Origin of the sequence: Brevibacterium sp. UBA7493 (assembly GCF_002479565.1) — a bacterium.
GTDB classification, from domain to species: Bacteria; Actinomycetota; Actinomycetes; order Actinomycetales; family Brevibacteriaceae; genus Brevibacterium; species Brevibacterium luteolum.
Genome location: NZ_DLOD01000003.1, coordinates 171,351 through 193,463, shown reverse-complemented (window position 1 = coordinate 193,463; position 22,113 = coordinate 171,351). Strand labels below are relative to the sequence as shown.

Below are 22,113 nucleotides of genomic sequence, written 5' to 3'. Positions count from 1 at the left end.
CGGTTCACTGCCGTTGATCTGTGAACGCACTCGGCTCTGCGCTGTCGCTGCTCGCATTGCGGCGGTGTCTGCGGCGAGTCCACAGTGAGTCGGTCACCAGCACACCCACGGCGAGCCCAACGGAGATGAGGACATCCCAGGGTGCGTCGAAGAAGTGGAAGATGATCCTGACGATGACGAATGCCGCAGCAGCGAGGATCAGGGTGTTCAGCCATCGTGGTCGGCGCATGTCAAATCACTCCTCTTCTCCGCACGCTGACGAAGAATCACCGGCGGTGCCATTGACCCAAAGCGGTAGGGAAGGGCGGTCTCAGCGGTACAGTCCGGGGTCTGCCCCAACAGCGCAGTGTTTCGGTAGGCTGAACGCTGGCATCGCTGACAGAGAAGGAGAGACGTCTGTGACCGAGGAGCAGAGTGTGCCTGCAGCCACCGGCAACGTACCCGGACCGCTGTGCGAAGAGCACCCGGATCTGGCTGCCGCACTGGAGGCCGGTCGGATCACCGGCGAGGTCGGCACCCCACGGGAGAACAACCTCTCCCACATCCACCGGTTCCTCGATCAGGAGCGGCAGTTCGACTTCGGCGTCGCACTGACCCAGGAGTGGGACTACGCGAAGGTCTTCGCTCTTATGGTGGAGAAGGTCGGGCTGCGCCCGGATCCGGCGTTCACGGAAGGCGTCGACACGATCTCGACCGAACGCTGCATCGCAGCGCTGGCCCGCTTCGGCGATGTCCTCGGTTCGGCAGTCGCTGCTCAGGCGCGGATCCTGTTCGCCACCGGACACCCCGGCGGGATGCTGCCGGTGCACATGGCCTTCGCTCAGTGGGCCGCCGCGCACGGCGCCGAGGTGATCTCACCTGACGGGTACATCGCGGTCCCGGAGATCGGCGGGGACCTGCGGCGCATCAGCGGTGTGTGGGTGTGGCACCAGCACGGCGGTGTGCCGCATACGCACCTGGCTGAGCCGATGGCCGCGCTGCTCGACGAACTGACCACCAGGGGAGAAGAGGCACCGGACCTCGTCGTCGCCGATCACGGCTGGGCCGGCTGCGCCGGCACCCGCGGGATCCGTTCGATCGGGTTCGCCGACTGCAACGACCCTGCCCTCTTCGTCGCTGAGGCCCAAGGCCAGGTCGAGGTCAGCGTCCCGCTCGATGACGATGTCGTCCCGCAGCTGTACCAGCCGCTCATCGACTTCGTCCTTCAGATCGCGGCAGAACACCTCGACGGCTGAACTGAAAGCCGGACCAGCAGCCGGAATGGTGCGCTGGATTCTCCGGCCAGCTCACACCTCGATCGCGAGGTCTTCGATCACCTCGGCGCCGGGCAGCGCCGCCAGCGCCTGACCGGACAGGATGATCTTCGAACCGCGGATGCCCGATCCGATCACCACCTCGGGTTCGGTGACGATGCGTGAGTCGATGAGGATCCGGTAGCCGGCCGGCAGACCGAAGGGTCCGATGCCGCCGTACTCCATGCCCGATTCGGCGCATGCCCGCTCCTGGTCCATGAACGAGGCCTTGCGCACATCGAGCAGCTTGCGCACTCGTTTGTTGACATCAGCGCGAGTGTGGGCGAGGACCATGCAGGCGGCGATGCGCTCCTCACCGGCCCGGGAGCCTGCGACGATGACGCAGTTGGCCGAATGCTGATCCTTAAGCCCATACGCTTCGGTCAGCGCGGCAGTGTCAGCCAGATCCGGGTCGATGGCGAACACGTCGACCGGATGCTCAGCTGGGAACCCGGCCACCGCCTCGGCGGTGGGAGCGGCGAGCAGCTCGGGGTGCTCGCGGGCCGGAACCGTCTCGACAGGTGCAGGGGCATGGGAGAGGATCGTCCAGGATGACATGGCTCCATGACAGCACACCGCCGGAGGGGGCCGGATCGCCGACCGCAGTGCGGACATCCTGCTTCTACTGGGCTGAATCGCGTCCGGTGGCCGCGACCTGTATAGTTGGCTGGTGGCTCATTTCGGAGTCGCACGTGAATTTGGGCACTGGCAGGCGGGGGCAGCTCCGCATCAGGGGCCCTGACGAATTCAAACAAAGGACATCTCATGAAGAAGGACATCCACCCGGAGTACCGCACGGTCGTCTTCAACGACCTTGCCTCGGGCACCAAGTTCGTCACCCGCTCCACCGTTGAGAGCGAGAAGACCATCGAGTGGGAAGACGGCAACACCTACCCGCTCATCGACGTCGAGATCTCCTCGGCCTCGCACCCGTTCTACACCGGCAAGCAGCGCATCCTCGACTCCGCCGGCCGCGTGGAGAAGTTCAAGGACCGCTACAAGGGCTTCGGCAAGCGCCGCTGAGTGCGCGATGCGCTCCAGGGCGCATCCTGCAGCACCATCGGTGATTGCGCTACGACTTCTGGCCCGTGACGTTCTGTCACGGGCCAGAAGTGTTTTCAGAGGCTTTCAGCCGGGCTGGGAGCCGGCAGGCATGCGCAAGGCGGGCCGTCAGTGACTGACGGCCCGCCTTTGCAATGCTTTATAGAGTTCTTACTGACTCAGTGCTGTTCGATGACGATGCCCTCATGCCGGTAGCAGCGGGCGGCCGGGTGCAGCAGTGAGCCGACGCCGGTGGCGTTCGGAACGGCGGCAGCGATGCCGTGGGCGACGGTCTCCTTGGACTTGCGCACCGCCTCGGGCACGGACAGGCCGGTGGCCAGGCCGGCGGCGATCGCTGCGGCGAAGGAGCAGCCGGCACCGTTGACGAGGTCATTGGTGATCTTCTGGCTGCTGAAGGTCGTCAGGGTCTGCCCGTCGTATAGGACGTCGATGGCCTCGTCGGTGTCCAGACGCGCCCCGCCCTTGACGACGACGTTATCAGCGCCCATCGCGTGGATCGCCTTGGCCGCCTCTGCCATCTCATCGACGTTCGTAAGCTCAGCGGCCCCGACGAGGGTTGCGGCCTCTTCGAGGTTCGGGGTGATGACGGTGGCCAGGGGCACGAGGTTCTCGATGAACAGGTCCTTGAGGTCGACCATCGAGCCCGTTCCCTTGCACACGAGCACGGGATCGAAGACGTAGGGCAGGTGGTTGTTCTTCAGCCGGTCGGCGAGCACGAGGGCGGAGTCGACAGAGCCGACCATGCCGGACTTGATGACGTCGTAGTCGTGGATCGCCAGGGTCGAGTCGAGCTGCTGACGGATGAAGTCGGCGTCCTGGAACTCAGCGGAATGGTAGAAGCCGTTGTCCGGGTCGAAGGTCACCACGCAGGTGATGACCGCTGCGCTGAAGACGCCGTATTCCTCGAACATCTTCATATCGGCGCCGAGGCCGGCGCCGCCGGAGACATCGAGTCCGGCCACCGTCAGGCCGCGAGGTGCTGTCATTGGGGTTCCTTTCCATCGGCCGCAGCCCCTGTCATGGCGGCTCCGGCGTATCCGTGCTGTCTCCATGCCTCGTACATCGCAACCGAAGCCGAGTTCGCCAGGTTGAGCGACCGGCGGGCCGGCAGCATCGGGATTCTGACCTGCTGTGCGATATGCGGATCGGCTAGCACCTCGTCATCGAGGCCGGTCGACTCCTTGCCGAACAGGAGCACATCGCCGTCAGTGTAGGCGATCTCACCGAAACCGGTCTGTGCGTGCGTGGTGAAGGCGATGACCCGGCGGTCGCCGAGGTGCTCCCACAGGTGCGCGAGATCCGGGTGGACGGTGACGTGCGCGAGGTCGTGGTAGTCGAGTCCGGCCCGGCGCAGCTTGGTATCGGAGAGGTCGAATCCGAGGGGTTCGACCAGGTGCAGATGCGCTCCGGTGACCGCTGCCAGGCGGATGGCGTTTCCCGTGTTTCCCGGGATCTCCGGGGTGTGGAAGACGATGTCGATGTTCATGGCGTTCCAAGCTTAGCGGCTCAGTAGGCCGGTGCTGTGCACCCGTTCGAACAGCATTGCTCACATTCGAATAGGTGTTCTATAGTTGTGATTATGTCCGTCCACCATGCCGTCGCCGCCGACCCGCAGGCGCTGAGAGAGCAGCTCAGTCGCCTGCCGGGTGTCACGACTGCGCGCGAGCTCTTCACCGGCCCTGAACCGCTGCCGGTGGACGGCATGCTGGCCCCGGTCTTCGCCCGCGGCGGGCTGCCGCGCGGGGAGATCCTCAGCGTCACCGGCACGCTCGCGCTGTCCTTCGCGTGTGCGGCAGCGGCGAAGTCCACCCGCGAACAGCACTGGTGCGCAGCCGTCGACACCCCGGAGCTGGCCGTCGCCGGGCTGGCCGACCTTGGCATCGACTTGGAGCACTTCGTGCATGTGCGCACCCCGCCTGCGGACTGGCAGCGGGTCGTGTCGATCCTGCTGGAGACCTTCGACCTGCTCATCATCGCCCCGCCGGCTGCCCCGAGTCCACAGGAGCGTCAGCGCTTAGCCGCCAAGGTCCGCGAACGCCGCGCCAGTCTCATCGCCCTCGGCCCGATGCCCGGCAGCAGCGAAAGCTGCGAGGTCTCCGTCGCCGGCTGGGACGGCCTGCATGCAGGCACCGGACGGCTGCGGGCCTGCACCGCGCGGGTGCGCCATCCGCGCACCGGCGAGCACCTGCTCACCTGGCCGATCACCCCCGGTGCACCCAGCGTGCAGCACCTGCCCACCGCCTCGGGCGCGGAGGCTGTGGCCAGCCGGCCGGCACACCCGCAGATCCAGGTGATCGACGGTGCTGGCTGAGACCCAGCGGACCCTCGTGCTCACGGTCCCGGACTGGTCGGCGACCGCTGCAGCCGAAGCGCACGGCTGGGCGGCCCACGAACCGGTCGCCGTGCTGCGCGGCGGGCGGATCGTCTCCTGCAATGCCGCCGCCCGGGCTGCCGGCATCACGACCGGGATCAACAAGCGCGCCGCCCAGCTGCGCTGCCCGCAGGTGCGCATCACCGGCTGGGATGAGGACCTCGACCAGCGGATCTTCGCCACCGGGCTTGATGTGCTCGAGGCCAGCATCGCCCGCTTCACCGTGCTGACCCCGGGAGAGGTGAGCATCCCGCTGACCGCACTGGCGCGCACCTACCCGAGCGAGGACGCCGCGGTCGAGGAACTGCTCACGAGAGTCACCGACGCCACCGGCTGGGAGTTCTTCGCCGGCATCGCCGATTCGGTCTTCGCCGCGATGCTCGCCGCCCGCACCGCCACCCGGGTGCTGCCCGGGCAGACCGCCGACTTCCTCGCCACCCAGCCGACGACCGCGCTGGCCTATGCCGATGCCCACACCTACGGTGAGCTCGTCACCGTCTTCGAACGCCTCGGCCTCGACACGCTCGGATCGCTGGCGCAGCTGGGCGAGGGGCAGATGCGCACCCGGTTCGGCGCCCTCGGTGTGCAGGCCCACCGGCTGGCTCGCGGGCTGCCGGTCCACCGGCCGGTCGACCACGTCCGCCAGCGCGAGCACCTCATCGAGGTGCCGATCAGCCCACCGAGCTCGCGTGGCGATGAGCTGTCCTTCCACGCCCGTGCCGCTGCCGCTGAGCTGTTCACCGGGATCCGGTCAGCCGGGCTCGTGTGCCCGAGCCTGACGATCGAGCTCGTCGCCGCCGGCGGGCAGCGCAGCCAGCGGACCTGGCGGCTGGAGCTCATGGACGAGAACCTCGTCGCCGACCGGGTGCGCTGGCAGGCCGAAGGCTGGCTGGCCGGACAGTCAGCACCCGCCGCTGCCGAACCGGTCGATGAGGGGCTGGCGGAAGCCGATGGTGTCTGCGCGCTGGCGCTGACCGCGGCTGAGCTGCTCGCCCCGCTGGAGGCCCACACCTCGCTGTTCGCCCAGCGTTCGGGCTATGTCACCCACACCCTGGAACGGCTGCAGGGCCTCTACGGGCCCGAGGCGGTGCGCGTGCCCCAGCTGCAGGGCGGCCGGGAGCCTGCGGAGACGAACCTGTGGACGCCGTGGCAGCAGCAGCCCCGCCCTGAGCGCAGCGCGTCTGCCCCATGGCCGGGCCGGCTGCCGGCCCCGCACCCGATGATCGTCGACCGCGCGCCTGTCGAGCTGCTCGATCGGCAGGGGATGAGCGTCATCGCCCGGCCCAGCGGACTCGACAGCACCCCGGTGCTCCTACGGCTGGAGTCCGGCGCCGAGTTCAGCATCGTCGATCATTCCTCGGCCTGGCCGGTCGAGGCCGGCTGGTGGGATCCGGCCCGCGCCCAGTACCGGGTGCGGCTGCAGGTGCTCACCGACTGCGGGCAGGCCTTCCTGCTGTGCAAGGAGCACGGCCGCTGGCACATCACCGGACGCTACGCCTAGAAGGAGGACCTGATGGGATACTGCAATCCGCCGATCCCGTGGTCGGAGCTCGAACGCCGGCTGTCCTCCCGCACCGCCGCCGAGGCGGTCCCTGAGCCGCTGCAGCTGCGTCCCCCCGACCTGCGGGCCGGTGGGACAGGTGCCGGTGACGCTGGGAGGCAAGCGCCACCTCGGCGCCGGGGCCGGCCGTGGGCAGAGCTGCACGTGCATTCGACGATGAGCTTCCTCGACGGAGCCTCAGAACCCGAAGAGCTCATCGACGCTGCCGTCGACGCCGGGCTCGAGGCGATCGCGCTGACCGATCACAACGGCCTCTACGGGGCCGCCCGCTTCGCCCAGGCAGCCGCCGGACGGGGGATCGGCACCGTGTACGGTGCGGAGATCTCCCTGGGCTTGAGAGCGAAGATCCCCGGCCAGATCGACCCGGAGGCCGCCCACGCCCTCGTCCTCGCCCGCGGGGTGCCCGGCTACCGGCACCTCTCGGCCACACTGACGCAGGCGCATATGGCCGGGACGAAGAACAAACCGGTCATCGACCTCGAAGGCCTGGCCGCGGCGGCCGAGCAGGGCGGCGACTGGTATGTGCTCACCGGCTGCCGCAAGGGACTGCTCATCCCGCACCTGAGCGATCCCGACGGCGGACTGGGCCGGCTGCGCCGGCTGGTGGCGATGTTCGGCCGCGAGAGGCTCGTCGTCGAGCTCACCCGCACCGGGCTGCCCGAAGACGATGAGCGCATCCGCCATCTGTGCGAACTCGCTGCGCGGGCTGGGGTGCGCACGGCGGCGACGAACCAGGTCCACTATGCCAGCCGGGAGCAGTTCCATGATGCGCAGGTGCGGGCGGCGGTGCGTGCGAACTCCAGCCTCGACGAGGTCGCCGGCTGGCTGCCGCCTGCAGCCCTGCAGCGCATCCACACCGGGGCGGAGATGGCTGGCCGGTTCCCAGCTGAGGCACTCGATACGGCCGTCGAGATCGCCGCTGACTGCGCCTTCGAGCTGCGTGCCGCCCGGGCCGGCCTGCCGCAGGCACCCGTGCCTGCCGGGCTGAGCGATGCCGAATTTCTGCGTCAGCTCGTCACCGCCGGCGGGCTCAGGCTCTACGGCACCCGCGAGCAGCGCCCGGATGCCTGGGAGCTGCTGGATCGCGAGCTGGCCACGATCGAGCAGATGGGCTTCTGCGGGTACTTCCTCATCGTCTACGACATCGCCCGGTTCTGCCGGGATAACGACATCTTCTGCCAGGGCCGGGGGTCGGCTGCGAACTCCGCGGTCTGCTACGTCCTCGGCATCACCGCCGTCGATGCGGTGCGCTTCGGGCTGCTGTTCGACAGGTTCCTCGCCCCTGAGCGCGAGGGCTATCCCGATATCGACGTCGACATCGAATCCGGCCGCCGCGAGGAGGTCATCCAGTACGTCTACGACCACTACGGCCGCGATCGGGCCGCCCAGGTCGCCAATGTCATCACCTACCGGGCCAAGTCCGCCGTCCGCGATGCCGCAGCCGCCCTCGGCTACGAGCCCGGCCAGCAGGACGCGTTCTCCAAAGGACTCGAGCGCTGGTCGCGGCTGCCCGAAGACGACGATGACGACGACAGCAGTGGGGGAGCAGGCGGTCAGCAGGGGGTGCCCGGCCCGGTCATCATCGCCGCCCGCGGGCTGCTCGGCACACCCCGCCACCTGGGCATCCACTCCGGGGGCATGATCTTAGCCGACCGGCCGATCGGCGAGGTCGTGCCGATCGAACCGGCGACGATGGAGCGGCGCACCGTCGTGCAGTGGGACAAGGATGACTGCGCACATATGGACCTGGTGAAGTTCGATCTGCTCGGCCTGGGCATGCTCACCGCCCTGCACGAGATGGTCGACCTCATCGCCGTCCACACCGGTGAGCGCATCGAGCGGGCGCTGCTGCCGCAGGAGGACCCGGAGGTCTTCGACATGCTGTGCGCAGGCGATGCGATCGGCGTCTTCCAGGTCGAATCTCGCGCCCAGATGGCCACCCTGCCGCGGATGCTGCCGCGCTGCTTCTACGATCTGGCCGTCCAGGTCGCACTCATCCGGCCTGGGCCCATCCAGGGCGGGTCGGTCCATCCCTACATCCGCCGCCGGCAGGGACTCGAAGCCCCGGACTACCTGCATCCGCTGACCCGCTCGGCACTGGAGAAGACGCTGGGGGTGCCGCTGTTCCAGGAACAGCTCATGCAGCTGGCCATCGATGTTGCCGGGTTCTCCGGCGGGGATGCCGACCAGCTGCGCCGGGCGATGGGTGCCAAACGGTCGAAGGAGCGGATGCGCCAGCTGGCCGACCGATTCCATGCCGGGGCGGCGGCCCGCGGGGTCGATGCGCAGACCTCGCAGGTGATCTTCGACAAGATCGCCGCCTTCGCCAACTACGGGTTCCCCGAAAGCCACGCGATCAGCTTCGCCAACCTCGTCTACGACTCCGCCTGGTTCAAGCGCTACCACCATGCCGCGTTCACCGCCGGGCTGCTGCGCGCCCAGCCGATGGGCTTCTACTCCGCTCAGTCGCTCATCGCCGATGCCCGCAGGCATGGGGTGCGGATCTTGCCGGTCGATGTGCAGGCCTCCAGCGCGCAGGCTGACCTGGAGGCTGATGCGGATTCGACTGGCGGGTTCGCCGTCCGCATCGGGCTCTCAGCGGTCCGCGGGGCCGATTCCGCTGCCGAGGCGATCGTCGCCGCGCGCGAGGCCGACGGCCCCTTCACCTCGGTCGGGGACCTCGCCCAGCGCACCGGCGTCGATGTCACCGTGCTCGAAAGCCTCGCCACCGCAGGCGCGTTCGCCTGCTTCGGCCTCGACCGCCGGCAGGCGCTGTGGGTCGCCGGCTCCCAGGGCGGGTCAGGCCCGGGCATGCTGCCGGGCACCGCCCCGGTCGCCGAGGCCCCGGCTCTGCCGCTCATGAACAGCTTCGACATCACCCTTGCCGAACTGTTCTCCACCGGCCTGACCGTCGACGGCTACCCGACCGAGCAGCTGCGCGGCAGGCTGCGCGAACGCGGCTACGCCTCGACCGCCGATGCCCAGCAGGCCGTCGACGGCCAGACGATCACCGTCGCCGGGCTGGTGACGCACCGGCAGCGGCCCGGCACCGCCTCAGGTGTGACGTTCATGAACCTCGAAGACGAGTTCGGAATGCTCAACATCGCCTGCTCACCAGGACTCATGCGCCGCTACCGGCCGATCTCCTACAGCCACAACGTCCTCGTCATCCGCGGCCGGGTGCAGCGGGCCGGCACGGTCGTCAGCGTCACAGCCGACAAGCTCATCCCACTCGACGTCAAGATGCCGGTGAAGTCACGGAACTTCCAGTGAGACAGGCGCTGCATGCCCCCTGTATGACGTCATATGACGACACATGACAGACAGATGACGAAAGCAGCCCACCCGGTGAGCCGGGCTCCCTAGCGTGGTGGACACCACGACCGACCTGTACCCGCTTGAAGGAGCACCCCATGAGCGAACTGAGCTTCGAGACCCGCCAGATCCACGCCGGCCAGTCACCGGATACGGCCACCGGCGCCCGCGCCCTGCCGATCTACCAGACCACCTCGTACGTCTTCGACAGCGCCGAGACCGCCGCCAACCGCTTCGCGCTGGCCGACCTCGGCCCGATCTACACCCGCATCGGCAACCCGACGGTCGCCGCCGTCGAAGACCGCATCGCCGACCTCGAAGGCGGAGTGCAGGGCCTGCTCGTGGCCTCCGGCCAGTCCGCGGAGTTCCTGGCCATCATCAACATCGCTGAAGCCGGCGATCACGTCGTGGCCAGCCCCAGCTTGTACGGCGGCACCTACAACCTCCTCGACGTCACCCTGCGCAAGCTCGGCATCGAGACGACCTTCGTCTCCGATCCCGGCGATGTCGAGGCATGGAAGGCAGCTGTCAAGCCCAACACCAAGCTGTTCTTCGCCGAAACCGTGGCCAACCCCCGCTCCGACGTCCTCGACATCGCAGCCGTAGCGGAAACGGCACATGCCGCAGGAGTCCCGCTCATCATCGACAACACGCTGGCCACCCCCTACCTCGTGCGCCCGATCGAACACGGCGCTGACGTCGTCATCCACTCAGCGACGAAGTACCTTGGCGGCCACGGCACCTCGATCGCCGGAATCATCGTCGACAGCGGCAACTTCGACTACAGTGCCGAGCCTGAGCGCTTCCCCGGCTTCAACCAGCCCGACGCCTCCTACAACGGCCTCGTCTACGCCCGCGACCTCGGCCCGGATTCACCGTTCGGCGCGAACGTCTCCTACGGCATCAAGGCCCGCGTGCAGCTGCTGCGCGACCTCGGACCGGCCGCCTCGCCGTTCAACGCCTTCCTCATCGCCCAGGGCCTGGAGACCCTCAGCCTGCGCATCGAACGCCATGTCGCCAACGCCCAGCGGGTCGCGGAGTTCCTGGAGAGCCACGCCCAGGTCGACAAGGTCCACTTCGCCGGCCTGCCCTCAAGCCCGTGGTACGAGCTCGGCCAGAAGTACCTGCCTAAGGGTGTCGGCTCCGTGCTCGGCTTCGAGATCGCAGACGGCTACGACGCTGCTGTGAAGTTCGTCGACGCCCTCGAGCTGCACTCGCATGTCGCCAACATCGGCGATGTCCGCTCGCTGGTCATCCACCCGGCGTCGACGACCCACAGTCAGCTCGACGAGGACGCCCAGCGCGCCGCCGGTGTCAGCCCGGCCTTCGTCCGCCTGGCCGTCGGCATCGAGGGCATCGATGACATCATCGCCGATCTGGAGAAGGGATTCGCCGCAGCCCGCGGCTGATGCACGATGCAGGTCGCCAGCCGCACAGCCGTCGCCGAGTTCCACGATGTCGTGCTCGAATCCGGGTACGTCTTCGAGCAGCTGCACATCGCCTATGAGACCTATGGGCAGCTGAACGCGGAGAAGTCCAACGCCGTGCTCATCGAGCATGCGCTCACCGGGGATCCGCATGTCAGCTCCGGGGTGGCCAACCCGGCGGCGGCTGAGTCACCGCGGTCCTTCGCCCCCGGCTGGTGGGAAGACGTCGTCGGGCCGGGCAAGGCGATCGACACGAACGAGTTCTTCGTCGTGTGCGCCAATGCCATCGGCGGCTGCAACGGCTCGACGGGCCCGACCTCCCCGTCAGCCGATGGGCTGGCGCACGGCTCCCGGTTCCCGGCCGTGTCGATCCGCGATATGGCTGCAGCCGAGGTGCTGCTGAGCGACCGGCTCGGCATCCCGGCCTGGCATGCGGTCATCGGCGGGTCGATGGGCGGGGCGCGGGCGCTTGAGTTCGCGCTCGTGGCTCCCGAGCGGGTCAATCGCGCCACGATCCTGGCCGCGCCGGCGTTCTCGGATGCCGACCAGATCGCCTGGGCCTACACCCAGATCCAGGCGATCGAGCTCGATCCGGACTTCTGCGGCGGGGACTATGCCGTCATCGGCCGGTTCCCGCGCCGCGGCCTCGGTCTGGCCCGGCAGATCGCCCACCTGACCTACCGGGCGGACTCCGAGCTCAACGAGCGCTTCGCCAACACCCGCCAGGAGCAGTGGACCGACCTCGCCCACCGGCCGCGGCCGGCCTCGGCAGGCGATGCCTACTACGCCATCCAGAGCTATCTCGACTACCAGGCGACCAAGCTCGTCGACCGGTTCGATGCGCAGTCCTACCGGATACTGACGCAGGCGCTGCGCGATCACGATGTGCGCCGCGGCCGCTCGACGAACCTCGCCGAGGCGCTGTCGGCAGCGCAGGCGAAGTTCCAGGTCATCAGCGTCTCCAGCGACCGCCTCTACCCGCCGGCCCAGGTGGCCCAGCTCGCCGCCGCGCTGCCGGGCGAGGTCGAGACCCATGTGCTCGACTCGTGGGCAGGTCACGACGGGTTCCTCACCGAAGGCGCCCAGCTCTCACCGCACCTGCGCCGCTTCCTCACGTGATCAGCCGGCCACCCCATGCGGGGCGGCCGGCTGATCCGGTGCTCTCACCGGGCCCGAGGCGGTGGGCCCGCTGGCATCAACCGCGCTTGGCCTTCTTCTCCTGGGCCTTGCGCTGCTTGTACAGGTGCCGCTCATCGACCGGGAAGTCGCGCTGGGCGCGGGCATTGCGGTAGTAGTCCATCGCCTCCTGCTGACGCTTCGCCTCGATGCCCTCGGCGATCGTGGCCCTGCGGTGCTTGGGCCCGTATCCGAAGGACTCGCAGATATCACCGGCGTTGGCAGCCAGCTTTGCACACAGGCTGTCGATGGTCGGCCCGATCTGGCGGGCCCGCGACATCGACAGGCGGCCGTACATGATGTGCCAGCCGATGTTGTCCTCGATGAGGCTCAGGCCGTAGAGGTCGCGGATGCGGCGCAGCAGCTTGGCCTCCTCCTCATGACCGGAGCGCTTCTGCACCTCGTGCATCGCATCGTTGAGAGCCTCCCACTTGAGCGCCTCGATGTAGGCACGAGCGGCCTCGATGAGCTGATGCTGCACACTGTTGAACACCTCGGCGGCCTTCGCCGGCGGCATCGAGGCGGCCGGGCGCAGGGTGCCGGCGAGGTCGGCGACCATGACCTCGACGCGATTGTGCAGCATCGCCTGCTGCACATGGCCTGAGCGCACCCGCTTGTTATTCAGCGCCGGAGTGAAGATGTCGCCGATGGTGCGCCCGACGTTGGCCAGACCGGAGCGGTACAGCGAGTGCTCGGCGGCCTGGGTGCCGATGTAGCGGGCAACACCGCCGAGGTCGATGTCCTTGAGTTCGGCGGCGTAGTCGCTCAGCAGGCGCTTGGCGACCAGCTGCAGCAGGACGGTGTTGTCGCCTTCGAACGTGACGTAGACGTCGAGGTCGCCGTAGAGGCCGACGAGTCGGTTCTCCCACATGTAGCCGGCGCCGCCGCAGGCCTCACGGCATTCCTGGATCGTGCACAGCGCATCCCAGGTGGTGATCGCCTTGAAACCGGCGGCCTGGGTCTCGAGTCGCTGGCGGGCCTCATCGGAGTCGTCCTCGCCGCCGAAGACCAGCTGGAAGGACTCCAGCAGCTGATCGTGGGCCACCGCATTGGCGAACACGCGGGCGACCAGGGGCATGAGGCGGCGCTGGTGCTGCTGGTAGTCCATCAGCACCTCCTCGACGGCGTCGTCCCCACCGGTGAACTGGCGGCGCTCGAGCCCGTAGCGCATGGCGATGTCGAGAGCGAGCTTCGCTGCAGTGACACCGGAGCCGTCGAGTGAGACACGGCCCTGGACGAGGGTGCCGAGCATCGTGAAGAAGCGCCGGCCCGGGGATTCGATGTCCGAGGAGTAGGTGCCGTCGGCTGCGACGTCGCCGTAGCGGTTGAGCAGGTTGGTGCGCGGCACGCGCACGTTGTCGAAGGACAGGCGGCCGTTGTCGATGCCGAGCAGTCCGCCCTTGCGGCCGTCGTCCTCCGGGGTGACGCCGGGCAGCGGCTCACCCGCAGCGCCGTCGCGGATCGGGACGAAGAAGCAGTGCACGCCGTGGTTGACGCCGTTGGTGATGAGCTGGGCGAACACGACGGCGGCCTCACCGTGGACGGCGGCATTGCCGAGGTATTCCTTCGTCGCTGCCCGGAAGGGGGTGTTGATGACGAAGGTCTCATCGGATGGATCGTAGGTGGCCGTGGTGCCGATCGAGGCGACGTCGGAGCCGTGGCCGATCTCGGTCATCGCGAAGGCGCCGAGCAGCTCGCCGCGGACGGCGGGCTTGAGCCACTTGTCATGCTGTTCGGCATTGCCCAGATGCTGGATCGCCCCGGCGAAGAGCCCGAACTGCACACCGGCCTTGATCTGGATGCTCGGCTCTGCGGTCACGAGCTCCTCGAACGCGGCGACGTAGCCTGCGTGGTTGTTCTGACCGCCTTCGGATTCGGGCAGCGGCAGACCGGAGATGCCGGTGTCGATGAGCGCCTTGACTCCGGCGAGGGTCTCCTCGCGCAGCTGCTCGAGGTCACCGGTCTCGCTGAGCACGGCGTGTTCGCTGTCGATGAAGCTGCGGCCGATGTAGCGCTGCTCGGCCCACCGCCCGTCGAGGACGGCGCCGATGCGGGCGGGGTCGACGGACAGCTGGTGTTTCTTGCTCATGGTCACTCCTTGGTCTCGGAATTCGGGGCGGGTGCGGTCGTGCGGGAGGACGCGCCCGAGGTGGTCTGGGCTGGCTCGGTGGTGTCGGTCATGTCGGCACTGCGGGAGTTCCACAGCCAGGTGGTCAGCTGGTCGACGAATGCCTCCTGGTCAGTCGGCCGCAGCAGCCAGCGCTCGGTGCTGGCGCGGACGAATCCGATGGCCCCGTAGGCCCACTGCACTTCGGCATCGCCGGAGAGCTGGAGCCTGCGGCACAGCAGCGCGGTGATGCCCTGGAAGAAGGTGTCGTAGTCGTTGTCGGCCTTCGGATCTGCGGTGCTGATCACCGCGGCGTCGCAGAACCGGTAGACATTCGGGGCGCGCGCGGCGAGGTCGACGAACGCTGAGATCATCGCGCGCAGCGACGCGCGCGGGGTGTGCGGGCTGTAGTCAGCCCGGTCAAGCGAGCGTGTGATGACTTTCATCGCCCACTCGCCCATGGCGCGCTGCAACCCGCCCCGGTCGCCGAAGTACCGGTACAGCACCGTCTTCGTCGTCTGCGCCTGCACCGAAAGCTGCTCCATGGAGATCTCGGGTCCGTGGTGGGCCACGGCATGGCGCACAGTGCGCAGGAGCATCTTGCGACGCTCGCGGCGATGGGCGTCCCAGCGTGCGCTTCGGCCATCCTGAGTGACGGGTTTCATATGACGAACAGTATCAGGTACTGTCAGTAACAGGTATTCACGGTGCGCTCGCATCGACCTGACAACCACGACCCCCGGAGGAATCACATGACGCAGCGCAGAGCCGCAGTCCTGGGAGGCAACCGCATCCCGTTCGCCCGCAGCAACAAGCAGTACGCCCACGCCTCGAACCAGGACATGCTCACCAGCGCACTCGACGGTCTCGTCGCCCGCTACGGCATGGCCGGCGAACTCCTCGGCGAGGTCGCAGGCGGCGCCGTGCTCAAACACAGCAAGGACATCAACCTCACCCGCGAGGCGGTCCTCGGCTCCGCACTCGACCCCCACACCCCGGCTTTCGACATCGGACAGGCCTGCGCCACCGGCCTGGAGACTGTCGTATCGATCAGCCACAAGGTCATGCACGGCCAGATCGAATCCGGCATCGCCTGCGGTGTCGACTCCGCATCCGATGCCCCGATCGTCGTGACCGAAGAGCTGCGTTCGATCCTGCTGGACCTCTCGCGCGCGAAGTCGAACGGTCAGCGCCTCAAGACTCTGGCTCGGCTGCGGCCGCAGCACCTGGCTCCGCAGGCGCCGAGCACCGGCGAGGCCCGCACCGGCATGTCGATGGGCGATCACCAGGCCATCAGCACCGCAGTCTGGGGCATCAGCCGCGAAGACCAGGACGCACTGGCTGTGGAGTCGCACCGCAACCTCGCTGCCGCCTGGGACCGAGGATTCTTCGACGACCTCGTCACCTCCTACCAGGGTGTGAGCGTCGATACGAACCTGCGCCCGGACTCGACGATGGAGAAGCTCGCCGAGCTCAAGCCGGTCTTCGGCCGCAACCTGCCGGAGCCTGCCACGATGACGGCAGGCAATTCGACTCCGCTGACCGACGGCGCGTCTGCCGTGCTCATCGGCAGCGACGAGTACGCCGCCGCCCACGGTCTGGAGCCGCTGGCATACTTCCGCGACGCTGAGGCGGCCGCCGTTGACTTCGTCCACGGGGGAGAGGGACTGCTCATGGCTCCGGCCTACGCCGTTCCGCGTCTGCTGGCCCGCAACGGCCTGACGTTTGCCGACTTCGACTTCTTCGAGATCCACGAGGCCTTCGCCTCGACCGTGCTGTGCCACCTGGCGGCATGGGAATCAGAGGAGTTCTGCCGTGAGCGCCTCGGCCTCGACGGCGCACTCGGCTCGATCGACCGCACCAAGCTCAACCCCAACGGCTCGTCGCTGGCAGCCGGGCACCCGTTCGCCGCAACCGGCGGGCGCATCATCGCCACCGCAGCCAAGCACCTGAAGGAGACCGGCGGCACGCGCGCACTCATCTCGATCTGCGCTGCCGGCGGTCAGGGACTCACCGCGATCCTGGAGGCATGACCATGAACGACAAGTACATCTCGCTGGCCAACGGGCCGCTGAAGAAGATCGTCAAGACCCTCGGACTGCCGGCACCTGTGCCGCTGCGCCGCTTCGACCCGGCCGACAGCTCCCACGGCTACCTCAGCGAGCCGATCCTCGTGCTCGGTGAGACCAGCGGGGCCGACGCACTCAGCCAGCTGCTGCTCGACAACGGCTTCAGCGTCCACCGCACCCCGAACCCGGGTCTGCGCTACCAGGCGATCATCGCCGCCTACGACGGCCTGACCCACCCCGACCAGCTGCAGGACACGACCCTGGCCATCGGCTCGGCGCTGCGCCAGCTGACGGAATGCGGTCGGGTCATCACCGTCGCCGACGCCGGCGTCGTCTTCCCGCACACCACCGATGCCGACCCGGCGCTCAACGCCGTCCGCAACGCCGTCACCGGCATCACCCGCTCGCTTGCACACGAGATGCGCGCCGGCTCGACCGCCAACGGCATCGTCCTCGACGGCGTGCAGGCCACCGCTCCATCGGCTGTAGCCGCCCTGTGGTTCCTGCTTTCGGCGAAGTCCGCTTACGTCTCCGGGCAGTTCCTCACCGTCTCCAGCGACCGCGGAACCACCACCTCGGCCGCGGAGTTCGCCGCCACCGGCCAGACCGGACCGCTCAACGGTGCAGTCGCTGTCGTCACCGGTGCCGCCCGCGGCATCGGCGCAGAGATCGCCCGTGTGCTCCACCGGGATGGGGCACAGGTCTACGGTGTCGATGTTCCGCAGGCCGGGCAGGCCCTGGCGCAGACGATGAACAGCATCGGCGGTGTCGCCATCCAGCTCGACATCACCGCCGAGGACACCGGCCAGCAGATCATGGAGCGCGTCGGTGCCCCGATCGACATCCTCATTCACAACGCCGGCATCACACGCGACAAGCTGCTGGCGAACATGGACGAATCCCGCTGGGCCTCAGCCATCGCTGTCAACATCTCCTCCCAGCTGCGCATCAACGAGACGATCACCGCTGCCAACGGCTGGGGTGAGGCTCCTCGTGTCGTGTCGCTGGCCTCGATCGCCGGTCTTGCCGGCAACCGCGGACAGACGAACTACTCGGCTTCGAAGGCCGCTGTCGTGGGAATGGTCGCGGCTGCCGCAGAGGACTTCGCTGCGCGCAGCGGCACGATCAACGCCGTGGCACCGGGCTTCATCGAAACGGATATGACGGCTGCGATGCCGATGGTCCCGCGTGAGCTCGGCCGGCGCCTGTCGAGCCTGCAGCAGGGTGGCAAGCCGCGCGACGTCGCCGAGGCGATCGCGTTCTTCGCTCAGCCGGCCGCCGGCGGCATCAACGGCAAGACGCTGCGCGTATGCGGCCAGAGCCTGCTGGGGGCGTGATGACGAAATTCACTCGCGGCGTACCGCAGCCCATCAACACCGGTGCAGTGCTCGGCAAGACCCTGCTGCGCCAGTTCAAGAAGCGCCCCCACAACTCTGCTCATATGCCGACCCGCTCGGTGGAATCGACCACCACGCTCGATCCCGTCGAGGTGGCAGCGTTCCACCGCGTCGTTGAGGCACCGGTGACCGATGCGGTGCATCCGGGATACCTGCACAAGCTCGGCTTCCCGCTGGCGATGCAGCTCATGACCGACCCGGGCTTCCCGCTGCCCCTGCTGGGCCTGGTGCACATCGTCAACCGGTTCAGCCTGCACCGGCCGGTCCTCATCGGAGAAACCGTGACGACCTCGGTGCGGATCGGGCAGGCACGCAAGCACCGCAAGGGCACCGAGTTCGACGTGCTCGTCACGGGGGACGTCGACGGTGGGACGGTCTTCGAGGAGACCGCCACGTATCTGGCCGTCGGCAAGCACCTCAGCAGCGCCGAGGCCGAGCGCGAGGAGGCGCGCAGCGAGTTCGAGGCGCCTGGAGTGCCGTCTTCGATCTGGAAGCTGCCGCGCTCGATCGGCCCGACGTATGCGAAGGTCTCAGGGGACTACAACCCGATCCACCTGAATCCGCTGGCCGCCAAGGCCTTCGGGTTCCCGGCATCGATCGCCCACGGCATGTACACCGCCTCGCGTGCGCTCTCGGCCGCCCAGGCCCCGGCCGGCGGCTACGTGTGGGGGGCGCAGTTCGCCAAGCCGGTCATCCTGCCGGCGCGAGTGGGCTTCGGTGTCTTCGACGATCACGAAGGCGCTGCTCGCCGCTATGCGGTGTGGAGCGTCAAGAACGGCAAGCCGCACGTGCTCGGAAGCATCGCGCCGCTGTCGTGAATGGAGTGTCTGAACGCCGCCTGACCTGCGTGGATGCCCGCATTCACGCAGGTTGGTGCGGCGTTCGTCACAGAGGGCGAATCCGATTTTGCAATCGGGTTCAGAGCATGTAATGTGTTCTCTGTTGCCCGCGCGGGTGGCGGAATTGGTAGACGCGCTAGCTTGAGGTGCTAGTGCCCACTATATCGGGCGTGGGGGTTCAAGTCCCCCCTCGCGCACAACCGGCTCAGGCCGTTGAAAGCCCCGGAACCATTGAGGTTCCGGGGCTTTCTGCATGTCGGCCGAGCCTCCGTCTGCACGGGATTCTGTGACATACTCGCCGGTGAGGATGCAGCCCATCCGAACCGTGTTCCCGGCAAGACAAGGAAGTCATCAGTGCCCTCTACGCGAAGTGAGCTCGTCACTGCCGCTGTCCACTATCTCTACGCGCTGTCACAGAACCTGACACCGGCAGAGGAGATCAGCGGTGCGGTCGAGTCCGAGGCTGCCGCGGAACTCGAAGAGGTCCTGCATGAGCAGGGCAGGACCCGTGCTGAAGTGCTCAACGTCTTCGCACTCATCGCTGCCACCCGCGCCGAGCTCACAGCAGGTTCGGCGGTGCCGTTCTCCAAGGACGCCTACGATGCCGCGCGTGCCCGCGCGGTGCGCGGTCTGGAGTTCGCGGGCCAGGCTGGGCACCAGATCTGGCCGCCGACGAGCCAGACAGTGCGCAAGCGGCTGGGCACGAACTTCTGGAACGACGCTCTGAGCTCGCTGGGCTTCCCCACCTCGGGCGGGGGCCGCAGACGGGGCGCCTTCCACTACTCACCTGAAGCATTCCGCAGCGCGGTCAGCGATTTCCTCACTGATGCGCACGCAGCCGGGGGAGCGGAGAGCTTCAGCCGCTATGAGGCATGGGCCAAGGACGAACGGGCCGCCGGCCGGGCCAGGCCGTCAGGCGCCTCGGTGCGCAATCACTTCGGCAGCTGGAACGACGCCAAGGCCGCAGCTGAGCAGGTTTGACCTCGGCTCGGTCAGGTTGCGCGCGGCATCGGCCGGCCGAACGTCTTGATCCGCCAGCGCGGGGGCACATAGTCCGACCAGTGCCGCTCGATGGCCAGCTCGTAGCTTTCGACGAGCTTCTCAGTCGCCGCCCGCCAGCTGTGCTGCTCCATCTCGGCCTGCCCGCCGGCGGCCAGTGCCGAGCGCAGGCTCTCATCTGCCAGCAGACGGTTGACCTGAGCTGACATGTCCTCACTCGAATGGGGTTCGCACAGCAGCCCGCCGACACCGTCGGGCACGGCGAACGGGATGCCGCCTGCCCGCGCAGCGACGACCGGCACGCCTGAGGCCATCGACTCCAGCGCCACCAGCCCTAAGGTCTCAGTGGTCGAAGGGAAGACGAACACGTCGGCTGAGGCGTAGGCCTCGGCCAGCTCCTGACCGCTCATGTAGCCGGTGAACAGCGTCGGGGTGCCGGCGAACTCAGCCTCCAGCTGCTTGAGATGCGGTCCCGAGCCGACCATCGCCAGCCGGGTTCCCTCCGGTGCGCGGGCGATGACGCCTCGCAGCACGTCGAGATCCTTCTCCTTCGACATCCGCCCGACATAGACGAGCAGCCGGTCCTCCGGGTGCCCGTCGGTGAGCCGCTCGCGCATCCGCTGCGAGTAGTTGCCCGGATGGTAGGTCTGCGTGTCGACGGCCCGCGGCCACAGGTCGAGGTTCTTGATCCCAGCCGCCGCGGCCTGCTCGATCATCGGCTGCGAGGTGCACAGGTTGACCTCGGCGAGGTTGTGGATCCACGTGATCCACCGCTCGGTCGTGTCGGTGATCCACTCGAGCCCGAGCCGCTGCGTGTACTCCGGCACATTCGTATGGAAGGACGCGAGCATCGGCAGATCGCGCCGCTTCGAGGACATCGTGCCGTAGGCGGCCAGCCAGATTGGGTTGACCGCATGGACGACATGCGGGTGGAAGCGCTCCATCGTCTTGGCGATGTTCGACGTCGGCAGGCCGACCCGCAGCTCGGGGTACCACGGCTTGAAGGACACAGATCGCACCGGCACCACCCGGAACCCGGCATAGCGGGCCGGTGGGTGGCCTGGGGCGAACACGACGACCTCATGGCCCATATCGGCCAGGTGGTCGAGGGTGCCCATGAGCCGGGTGACGACTCCGTCGATCTTCGGCAGGAAGACTTCTGTGAAGAGGGCGATGCGCATCAGCTGCCGGATACCGCCGCCGTCTCGTCGTGGTCACCTCTGGCCTGCGCATCGGCCAGGCCCGAGGTGTCGGCCGGGACGGTGGGCACACCCGGCTGCTGGTGCTTGGTCCAGACCGAGGACGCCGGGATCTTCGACAGGTCTGCCCGGTGGGCGTAGCGCTTGGCGGTCTCATTGACCTCCATGAGCAGCCCGTCGGACAGAGTCGTCGGCTTGAGCCCGAGTGCCAGGAACGTCGCGTTCGAGGCGTGCAGGTCGTTCTCTGCCGATTCGTGGCGCGGGTTGGGCACGTTCTCCAGGCGGGCGCCGGTGATCGAGCAGATGAGCTCGGCGAGTTCGCGCACCCGGTGGGTCTCGGTCAGCTGGTTGAAGATCTTGACCCGCTCACCGGCCTCAGGGGGATTGTCCACCGCGATCTCCACACAGCGGACCATGTCCTGGATGTGGATGAATGCGCGTGTCTGCCCGCCGGTGCCGTGGACGGTCAGCGGGTAGCCGACCGCCGACTGCATGAGGAACCGGTTGAGCACGGTGCCGTAGTCGCCGTCGTAGTCAAAGCGGTTGACCAGGCGCTCATCGAGCTTGGTCTCTGCGGTGTTCGTACCCCAGATGATGCCCTGGTGCAGGTCGGTGATGCGCAGCGCATCGTTCTTGGCGTAGTAGGCGAACAGGTGCTGATCGAGCACCTTCGTCATGTGGTAGATCGAACCCGGGTTCGTCGGGTACAGGATCTGCTGTTCGACCTGGTACGGCTCGCACGGCCGTCCCTCGGCATCCTTGTCGGCGGTGACCTGCACATCGAGGTAGCCCTCGGGGATCTCCATGCCGGCGGTCCCGTAGCCGTAGACGCCCATCGTGCCCAGGTGCACGAGGTGGATGTCGGAGCCGTTCTCGACGATCGCAGCGAGCAGGTTGTGGGTGGCGTTGACGTTGTTGTCGACGGTGTAGCGCTTGTGCGCCGGGGACTTCATCGAGTACGGCGCTGCCCGCTGTTCGGCGAAGTGGATGACGGTGTCGGGTGCGTACTCGCCGAGCAGGCGCAGCACGGCTTCGTAGTCCTGCGCCAGGTCGATCTGGGCGAAGCCGATCCGCTTGCCGGTCAGCTCCTCCCAGGCGTCGAGCCGTTCTTCGATCGAGGCGATCGGGGTCAGCGACTCCGCACCGAGCTCCTCGTCGATCGCCCGGCGGGACAGATTGTCGAGGATGACAACGTCGTGGCCTCGCGCTGAGAGATGCAGGGCTGTCGGCCAGCCGCAGAATCCGTCTCCACCGCAGACAACAGTCTTCATCTTGCTCCTCCTCGATCGACGACGGCGC

General features: G+C 67.8%; 19 protein-coding genes and 1 tRNA gene. 12 read left to right on the top strand and 8 right to left on the bottom strand.

Going from position 1 to position 22,113, the window contains the following annotated elements; genetic code table 11:
• Positions 1-4: 4 nt before the first annotated feature.
• Positions 5-229: a hypothetical protein gene (locus B4E96_RS02225; protein ID WP_102160155.1), complete on the bottom strand. Its 225-nt coding sequence runs from the start codon at positions 227-229 to the stop codon at positions 5-7.
• A gap of 169 nt (positions 230-398) precedes the next feature.
• On the opposite strand from B4E96_RS02225, the gene B4E96_RS02220 reads away from it, so the two are divergent.
• A complete protein-coding gene (locus tag B4E96_RS02220) occupies positions 399-1,235 on the top strand; it encodes a phosphatase (RefSeq protein ID WP_414632656.1) in 837 nt (278 codons plus the stop codon).
• Between the two features lie 51 nt (positions 1,236-1,286).
• Here the strand turns inward: B4E96_RS02220 and B4E96_RS02215 are convergent, their stop codons facing one another.
• Positions 1,287-1,850 carry a YbaK/EbsC family protein gene (locus B4E96_RS02215; RefSeq protein WP_286956247.1) on the bottom strand — a complete coding sequence of 188 codons (564 nt, stop codon included), beginning with the start codon at positions 1,848-1,850 and terminating at the stop codon, positions 1,287-1,289.
• Between the two features lie 207 nt (positions 1,851-2,057).
• Here B4E96_RS02215 and B4E96_RS02210 point away from each other — a divergent pair, with 207 nt between their 5' ends.
• A complete protein-coding gene (locus B4E96_RS02210; RefSeq protein WP_102160149.1) occupies positions 2,058-2,315 on the top strand; it encodes a type B 50S ribosomal protein L31 in 258 nt (85 codons plus the stop codon).
• 197 nt (positions 2,316-2,512) lie between these two features.
• Here the strand turns inward: B4E96_RS02210 and B4E96_RS02205 are convergent, their stop codons facing one another.
• Complete coding sequence (locus B4E96_RS02205; protein WP_286956246.1) at positions 2,513-3,340, bottom strand: hydroxymethylpyrimidine/phosphomethylpyrimidine kinase; 828 nt, start codon at positions 3,338-3,340, stop codon at positions 2,513-2,515.
• Positions 3,337-3,840, bottom strand: a complete 504-nt coding sequence (locus B4E96_RS02200) for a tRNA (cytidine(34)-2'-O)-methyltransferase (protein WP_286956244.1) — start codon at positions 3,838-3,840, stop codon at positions 3,337-3,339. Before B4E96_RS02200 ends, B4E96_RS02205 begins: the two co-directional genes overlap by 4 nt.
• 93 nt (positions 3,841-3,933) lie before the next feature.
• On the opposite strand from B4E96_RS02200, the gene B4E96_RS02195 reads away from it, so the two are divergent.
• The 5 genes from B4E96_RS02195 to metX all read left to right on the top strand — a co-directional run bounded on the left by B4E96_RS02195 (position 3,934) and on the right by metX (position 12,147).
• Entirely contained in the window at positions 3,934-4,665 is a 732-nt protein-coding gene (locus tag B4E96_RS02195; RefSeq protein WP_286956243.1) for a porin, read from the top strand.
• The gene (locus B4E96_RS02190) at positions 4,655-6,226 is read left to right on the top strand and encodes a DNA polymerase Y family protein (protein WP_286956242.1); all 1,572 of its coding nucleotides are present in this window, start codon (positions 4,655-4,657) and stop codon (positions 6,224-6,226) included. The genes B4E96_RS02195 and B4E96_RS02190 overlap by 11 nt, the downstream gene beginning before the upstream one ends.
• Positions 6,227-6,238: 12 nt before the next feature.
• The gene (locus B4E96_RS02185; protein WP_286956240.1) at positions 6,239-9,559 is read left to right on the top strand and encodes an error-prone DNA polymerase; all 3,321 of its coding nucleotides are present in this window, start codon (positions 6,239-6,241) and stop codon (positions 9,557-9,559) included.
• Positions 9,560-9,699: 140 nt separating this feature from the next.
• Entirely contained in the window at positions 9,700-11,010 is a 1,311-nt protein-coding gene (locus tag B4E96_RS02180) for a bifunctional o-acetylhomoserine/o-acetylserine sulfhydrylase (RefSeq protein ID WP_259855241.1), read from the top strand.
• Positions 11,011-11,016: 6 nt separating this feature from the next.
• Positions 11,017-12,147, top strand: a complete 1,131-nt coding sequence (gene metX, locus B4E96_RS02175; protein WP_286956239.1) for a homoserine O-acetyltransferase MetX — start codon at positions 11,017-11,019, stop codon at positions 12,145-12,147.
• Between the two features lie 76 nt (positions 12,148-12,223).
• On the opposite strand, the gene B4E96_RS02170 is transcribed toward metX, so the two are convergent.
• Positions 12,224-14,293: an acyl-CoA dehydrogenase family protein gene (locus tag B4E96_RS02170; RefSeq protein WP_286956238.1), complete on the bottom strand. Its 2,070-nt coding sequence runs from the start codon at positions 14,291-14,293 to the stop codon at positions 12,224-12,226.
• A 2-nt stretch (positions 14,294-14,295) separates the two neighbouring features.
• On the bottom strand, positions 14,296-14,976 hold the full coding sequence (locus tag B4E96_RS02165) for a TetR/AcrR family transcriptional regulator (protein ID WP_286956237.1): 681 nt from the start codon (positions 14,974-14,976) through the stop codon (positions 14,296-14,298).
• Positions 14,977-15,063: 87 nt separating this feature from the next.
• Here B4E96_RS02165 and B4E96_RS02160 point away from each other — a divergent pair, with 87 nt between their 5' ends.
• The 5 genes from B4E96_RS02160 to B4E96_RS02140 all read left to right on the top strand — a co-directional run bounded on the left by B4E96_RS02160 (position 15,064) and on the right by B4E96_RS02140 (position 19,597).
• A complete protein-coding gene (locus tag B4E96_RS02160) occupies positions 15,064-16,344 on the top strand; it encodes an acetyl-CoA C-acetyltransferase (RefSeq protein WP_165882928.1) in 1,281 nt (426 codons plus the stop codon).
• A gap of 2 nt (positions 16,345-16,346) precedes the next feature.
• Positions 16,347-17,717 (top strand): 3-oxoacyl-ACP reductase, encoded by a 1,371-nt coding sequence (locus B4E96_RS02155; protein WP_286956435.1) that lies wholly within the window; start codon positions 16,347-16,349, stop codon positions 17,715-17,717.
• Positions 17,717-18,595, top strand: coding sequence for a MaoC/PaaZ C-terminal domain-containing protein (locus B4E96_RS02150; protein WP_286956235.1), 879 nt, complete (start codon positions 17,717-17,719; stop codon positions 18,593-18,595). Before B4E96_RS02155 ends, B4E96_RS02150 begins: the two co-directional genes overlap by 1 nt.
• A gap of 130 nt (positions 18,596-18,725) precedes the next feature.
• Positions 18,726-18,813: transfer RNA gene (locus tag B4E96_RS02145), tRNA-Leu, on the top strand.
• A gap of 157 nt (positions 18,814-18,970) precedes the next feature.
• On the top strand, positions 18,971-19,597 hold the full coding sequence (locus B4E96_RS02140; RefSeq protein WP_165882930.1) for a hypothetical protein: 627 nt from the start codon (positions 18,971-18,973) through the stop codon (positions 19,595-19,597).
• Positions 19,598-19,608: 11 nt separating this feature from the next.
• Here the strand turns inward: B4E96_RS02140 and B4E96_RS02135 are convergent, their stop codons facing one another.
• Together B4E96_RS02135 and B4E96_RS02130 are read right to left on the bottom strand one after the other, a co-directional pair.
• Positions 19,609-20,796: a glycosyltransferase family 4 protein gene (locus B4E96_RS02135; RefSeq protein ID WP_102160119.1), complete on the bottom strand. Its 1,188-nt coding sequence runs from the start codon at positions 20,794-20,796 to the stop codon at positions 19,609-19,611.
• Positions 20,796-22,085, bottom strand: coding sequence for an NAD-dependent epimerase/dehydratase family protein (locus tag B4E96_RS02130; RefSeq protein ID WP_259844461.1), 1,290 nt, complete (start codon positions 22,083-22,085; stop codon positions 20,796-20,798). The genes B4E96_RS02135 and B4E96_RS02130 overlap by 1 nt, the downstream gene beginning before the upstream one ends.
• Positions 22,086-22,113: the final 28 nt, after the last annotated feature.

What these genes read in the sequence shown, in the direction of transcription:
- B4E96_RS02225 (WP_102160155.1), bottom strand. Translation starts at nt 229, where the DNA reads ATGCGCCGACCACGATGGCTGAACACCCTGATCCTCGCTGCTGCGGCA.
- B4E96_RS02215 (WP_286956247.1), bottom strand. Translation starts at nt 1,850, where the DNA reads ATGTCATCCTGGACGATCCTCTCCCATGCCCCTGCACCTGTCGAGACG.
- B4E96_RS02210 (WP_102160149.1), top strand. Translation starts at nt 2,058, where the DNA reads ATGAAGAAGGACATCCACCCGGAGTACCGCACGGTCGTCTTCAACGAC.
- B4E96_RS02205 (WP_286956246.1), bottom strand. Translation starts at nt 3,340, where the DNA reads ATGACAGCACCTCGCGGCCTGACGGTGGCCGGACTCGATGTCTCCGGC.
- B4E96_RS02200 (WP_286956244.1), bottom strand. Translation starts at nt 3,840, where the DNA reads ATGAACATCGACATCGTCTTCCACACCCCGGAGATCCCGGGAAACACG.
- B4E96_RS02195 (WP_286956243.1), top strand. Translation starts at nt 3,934, where the DNA reads ATGTCCGTCCACCATGCCGTCGCCGCCGACCCGCAGGCGCTGAGAGAG.
- B4E96_RS02185 (WP_286956240.1), top strand. Translation starts at nt 6,239, where the DNA reads ATGGGATACTGCAATCCGCCGATCCCGTGGTCGGAGCTCGAACGCCGG.
- B4E96_RS02180 (WP_259855241.1), top strand. Translation starts at nt 9,700, where the DNA reads ATGAGCGAACTGAGCTTCGAGACCCGCCAGATCCACGCCGGCCAGTCA.
- metX (WP_286956239.1), top strand. Translation starts at nt 11,017, where the DNA reads ATGCAGGTCGCCAGCCGCACAGCCGTCGCCGAGTTCCACGATGTCGTG.
- B4E96_RS02170 (WP_286956238.1), bottom strand. Translation starts at nt 14,293, where the DNA reads ATGAGCAAGAAACACCAGCTGTCCGTCGACCCCGCCCGCATCGGCGCC.
- B4E96_RS02165 (WP_286956237.1), bottom strand. Translation starts at nt 14,976, where the DNA reads ATGAAACCCGTCACTCAGGATGGCCGAAGCGCACGCTGGGACGCCCAT.
- B4E96_RS02160 (WP_165882928.1), top strand. Translation starts at nt 15,064, where the DNA reads ATGACGCAGCGCAGAGCCGCAGTCCTGGGAGGCAACCGCATCCCGTTC.
- B4E96_RS02155 (WP_286956435.1), top strand. Translation starts at nt 16,347, where the DNA reads ATGAACGACAAGTACATCTCGCTGGCCAACGGGCCGCTGAAGAAGATC.
- B4E96_RS02150 (WP_286956235.1), top strand. Translation starts at nt 17,717, where the DNA reads ATGACGAAATTCACTCGCGGCGTACCGCAGCCCATCAACACCGGTGCA.
- B4E96_RS02135 (WP_102160119.1), bottom strand. Translation starts at nt 20,796, where the DNA reads ATGCGCATCGCCCTCTTCACAGAAGTCTTCCTGCCGAAGATCGACGGA.
- B4E96_RS02130 (WP_259844461.1), bottom strand. Translation starts at nt 22,085, where the DNA reads ATGAAGACTGTTGTCTGCGGTGGAGACGGATTCTGCGGCTGGCCGACA.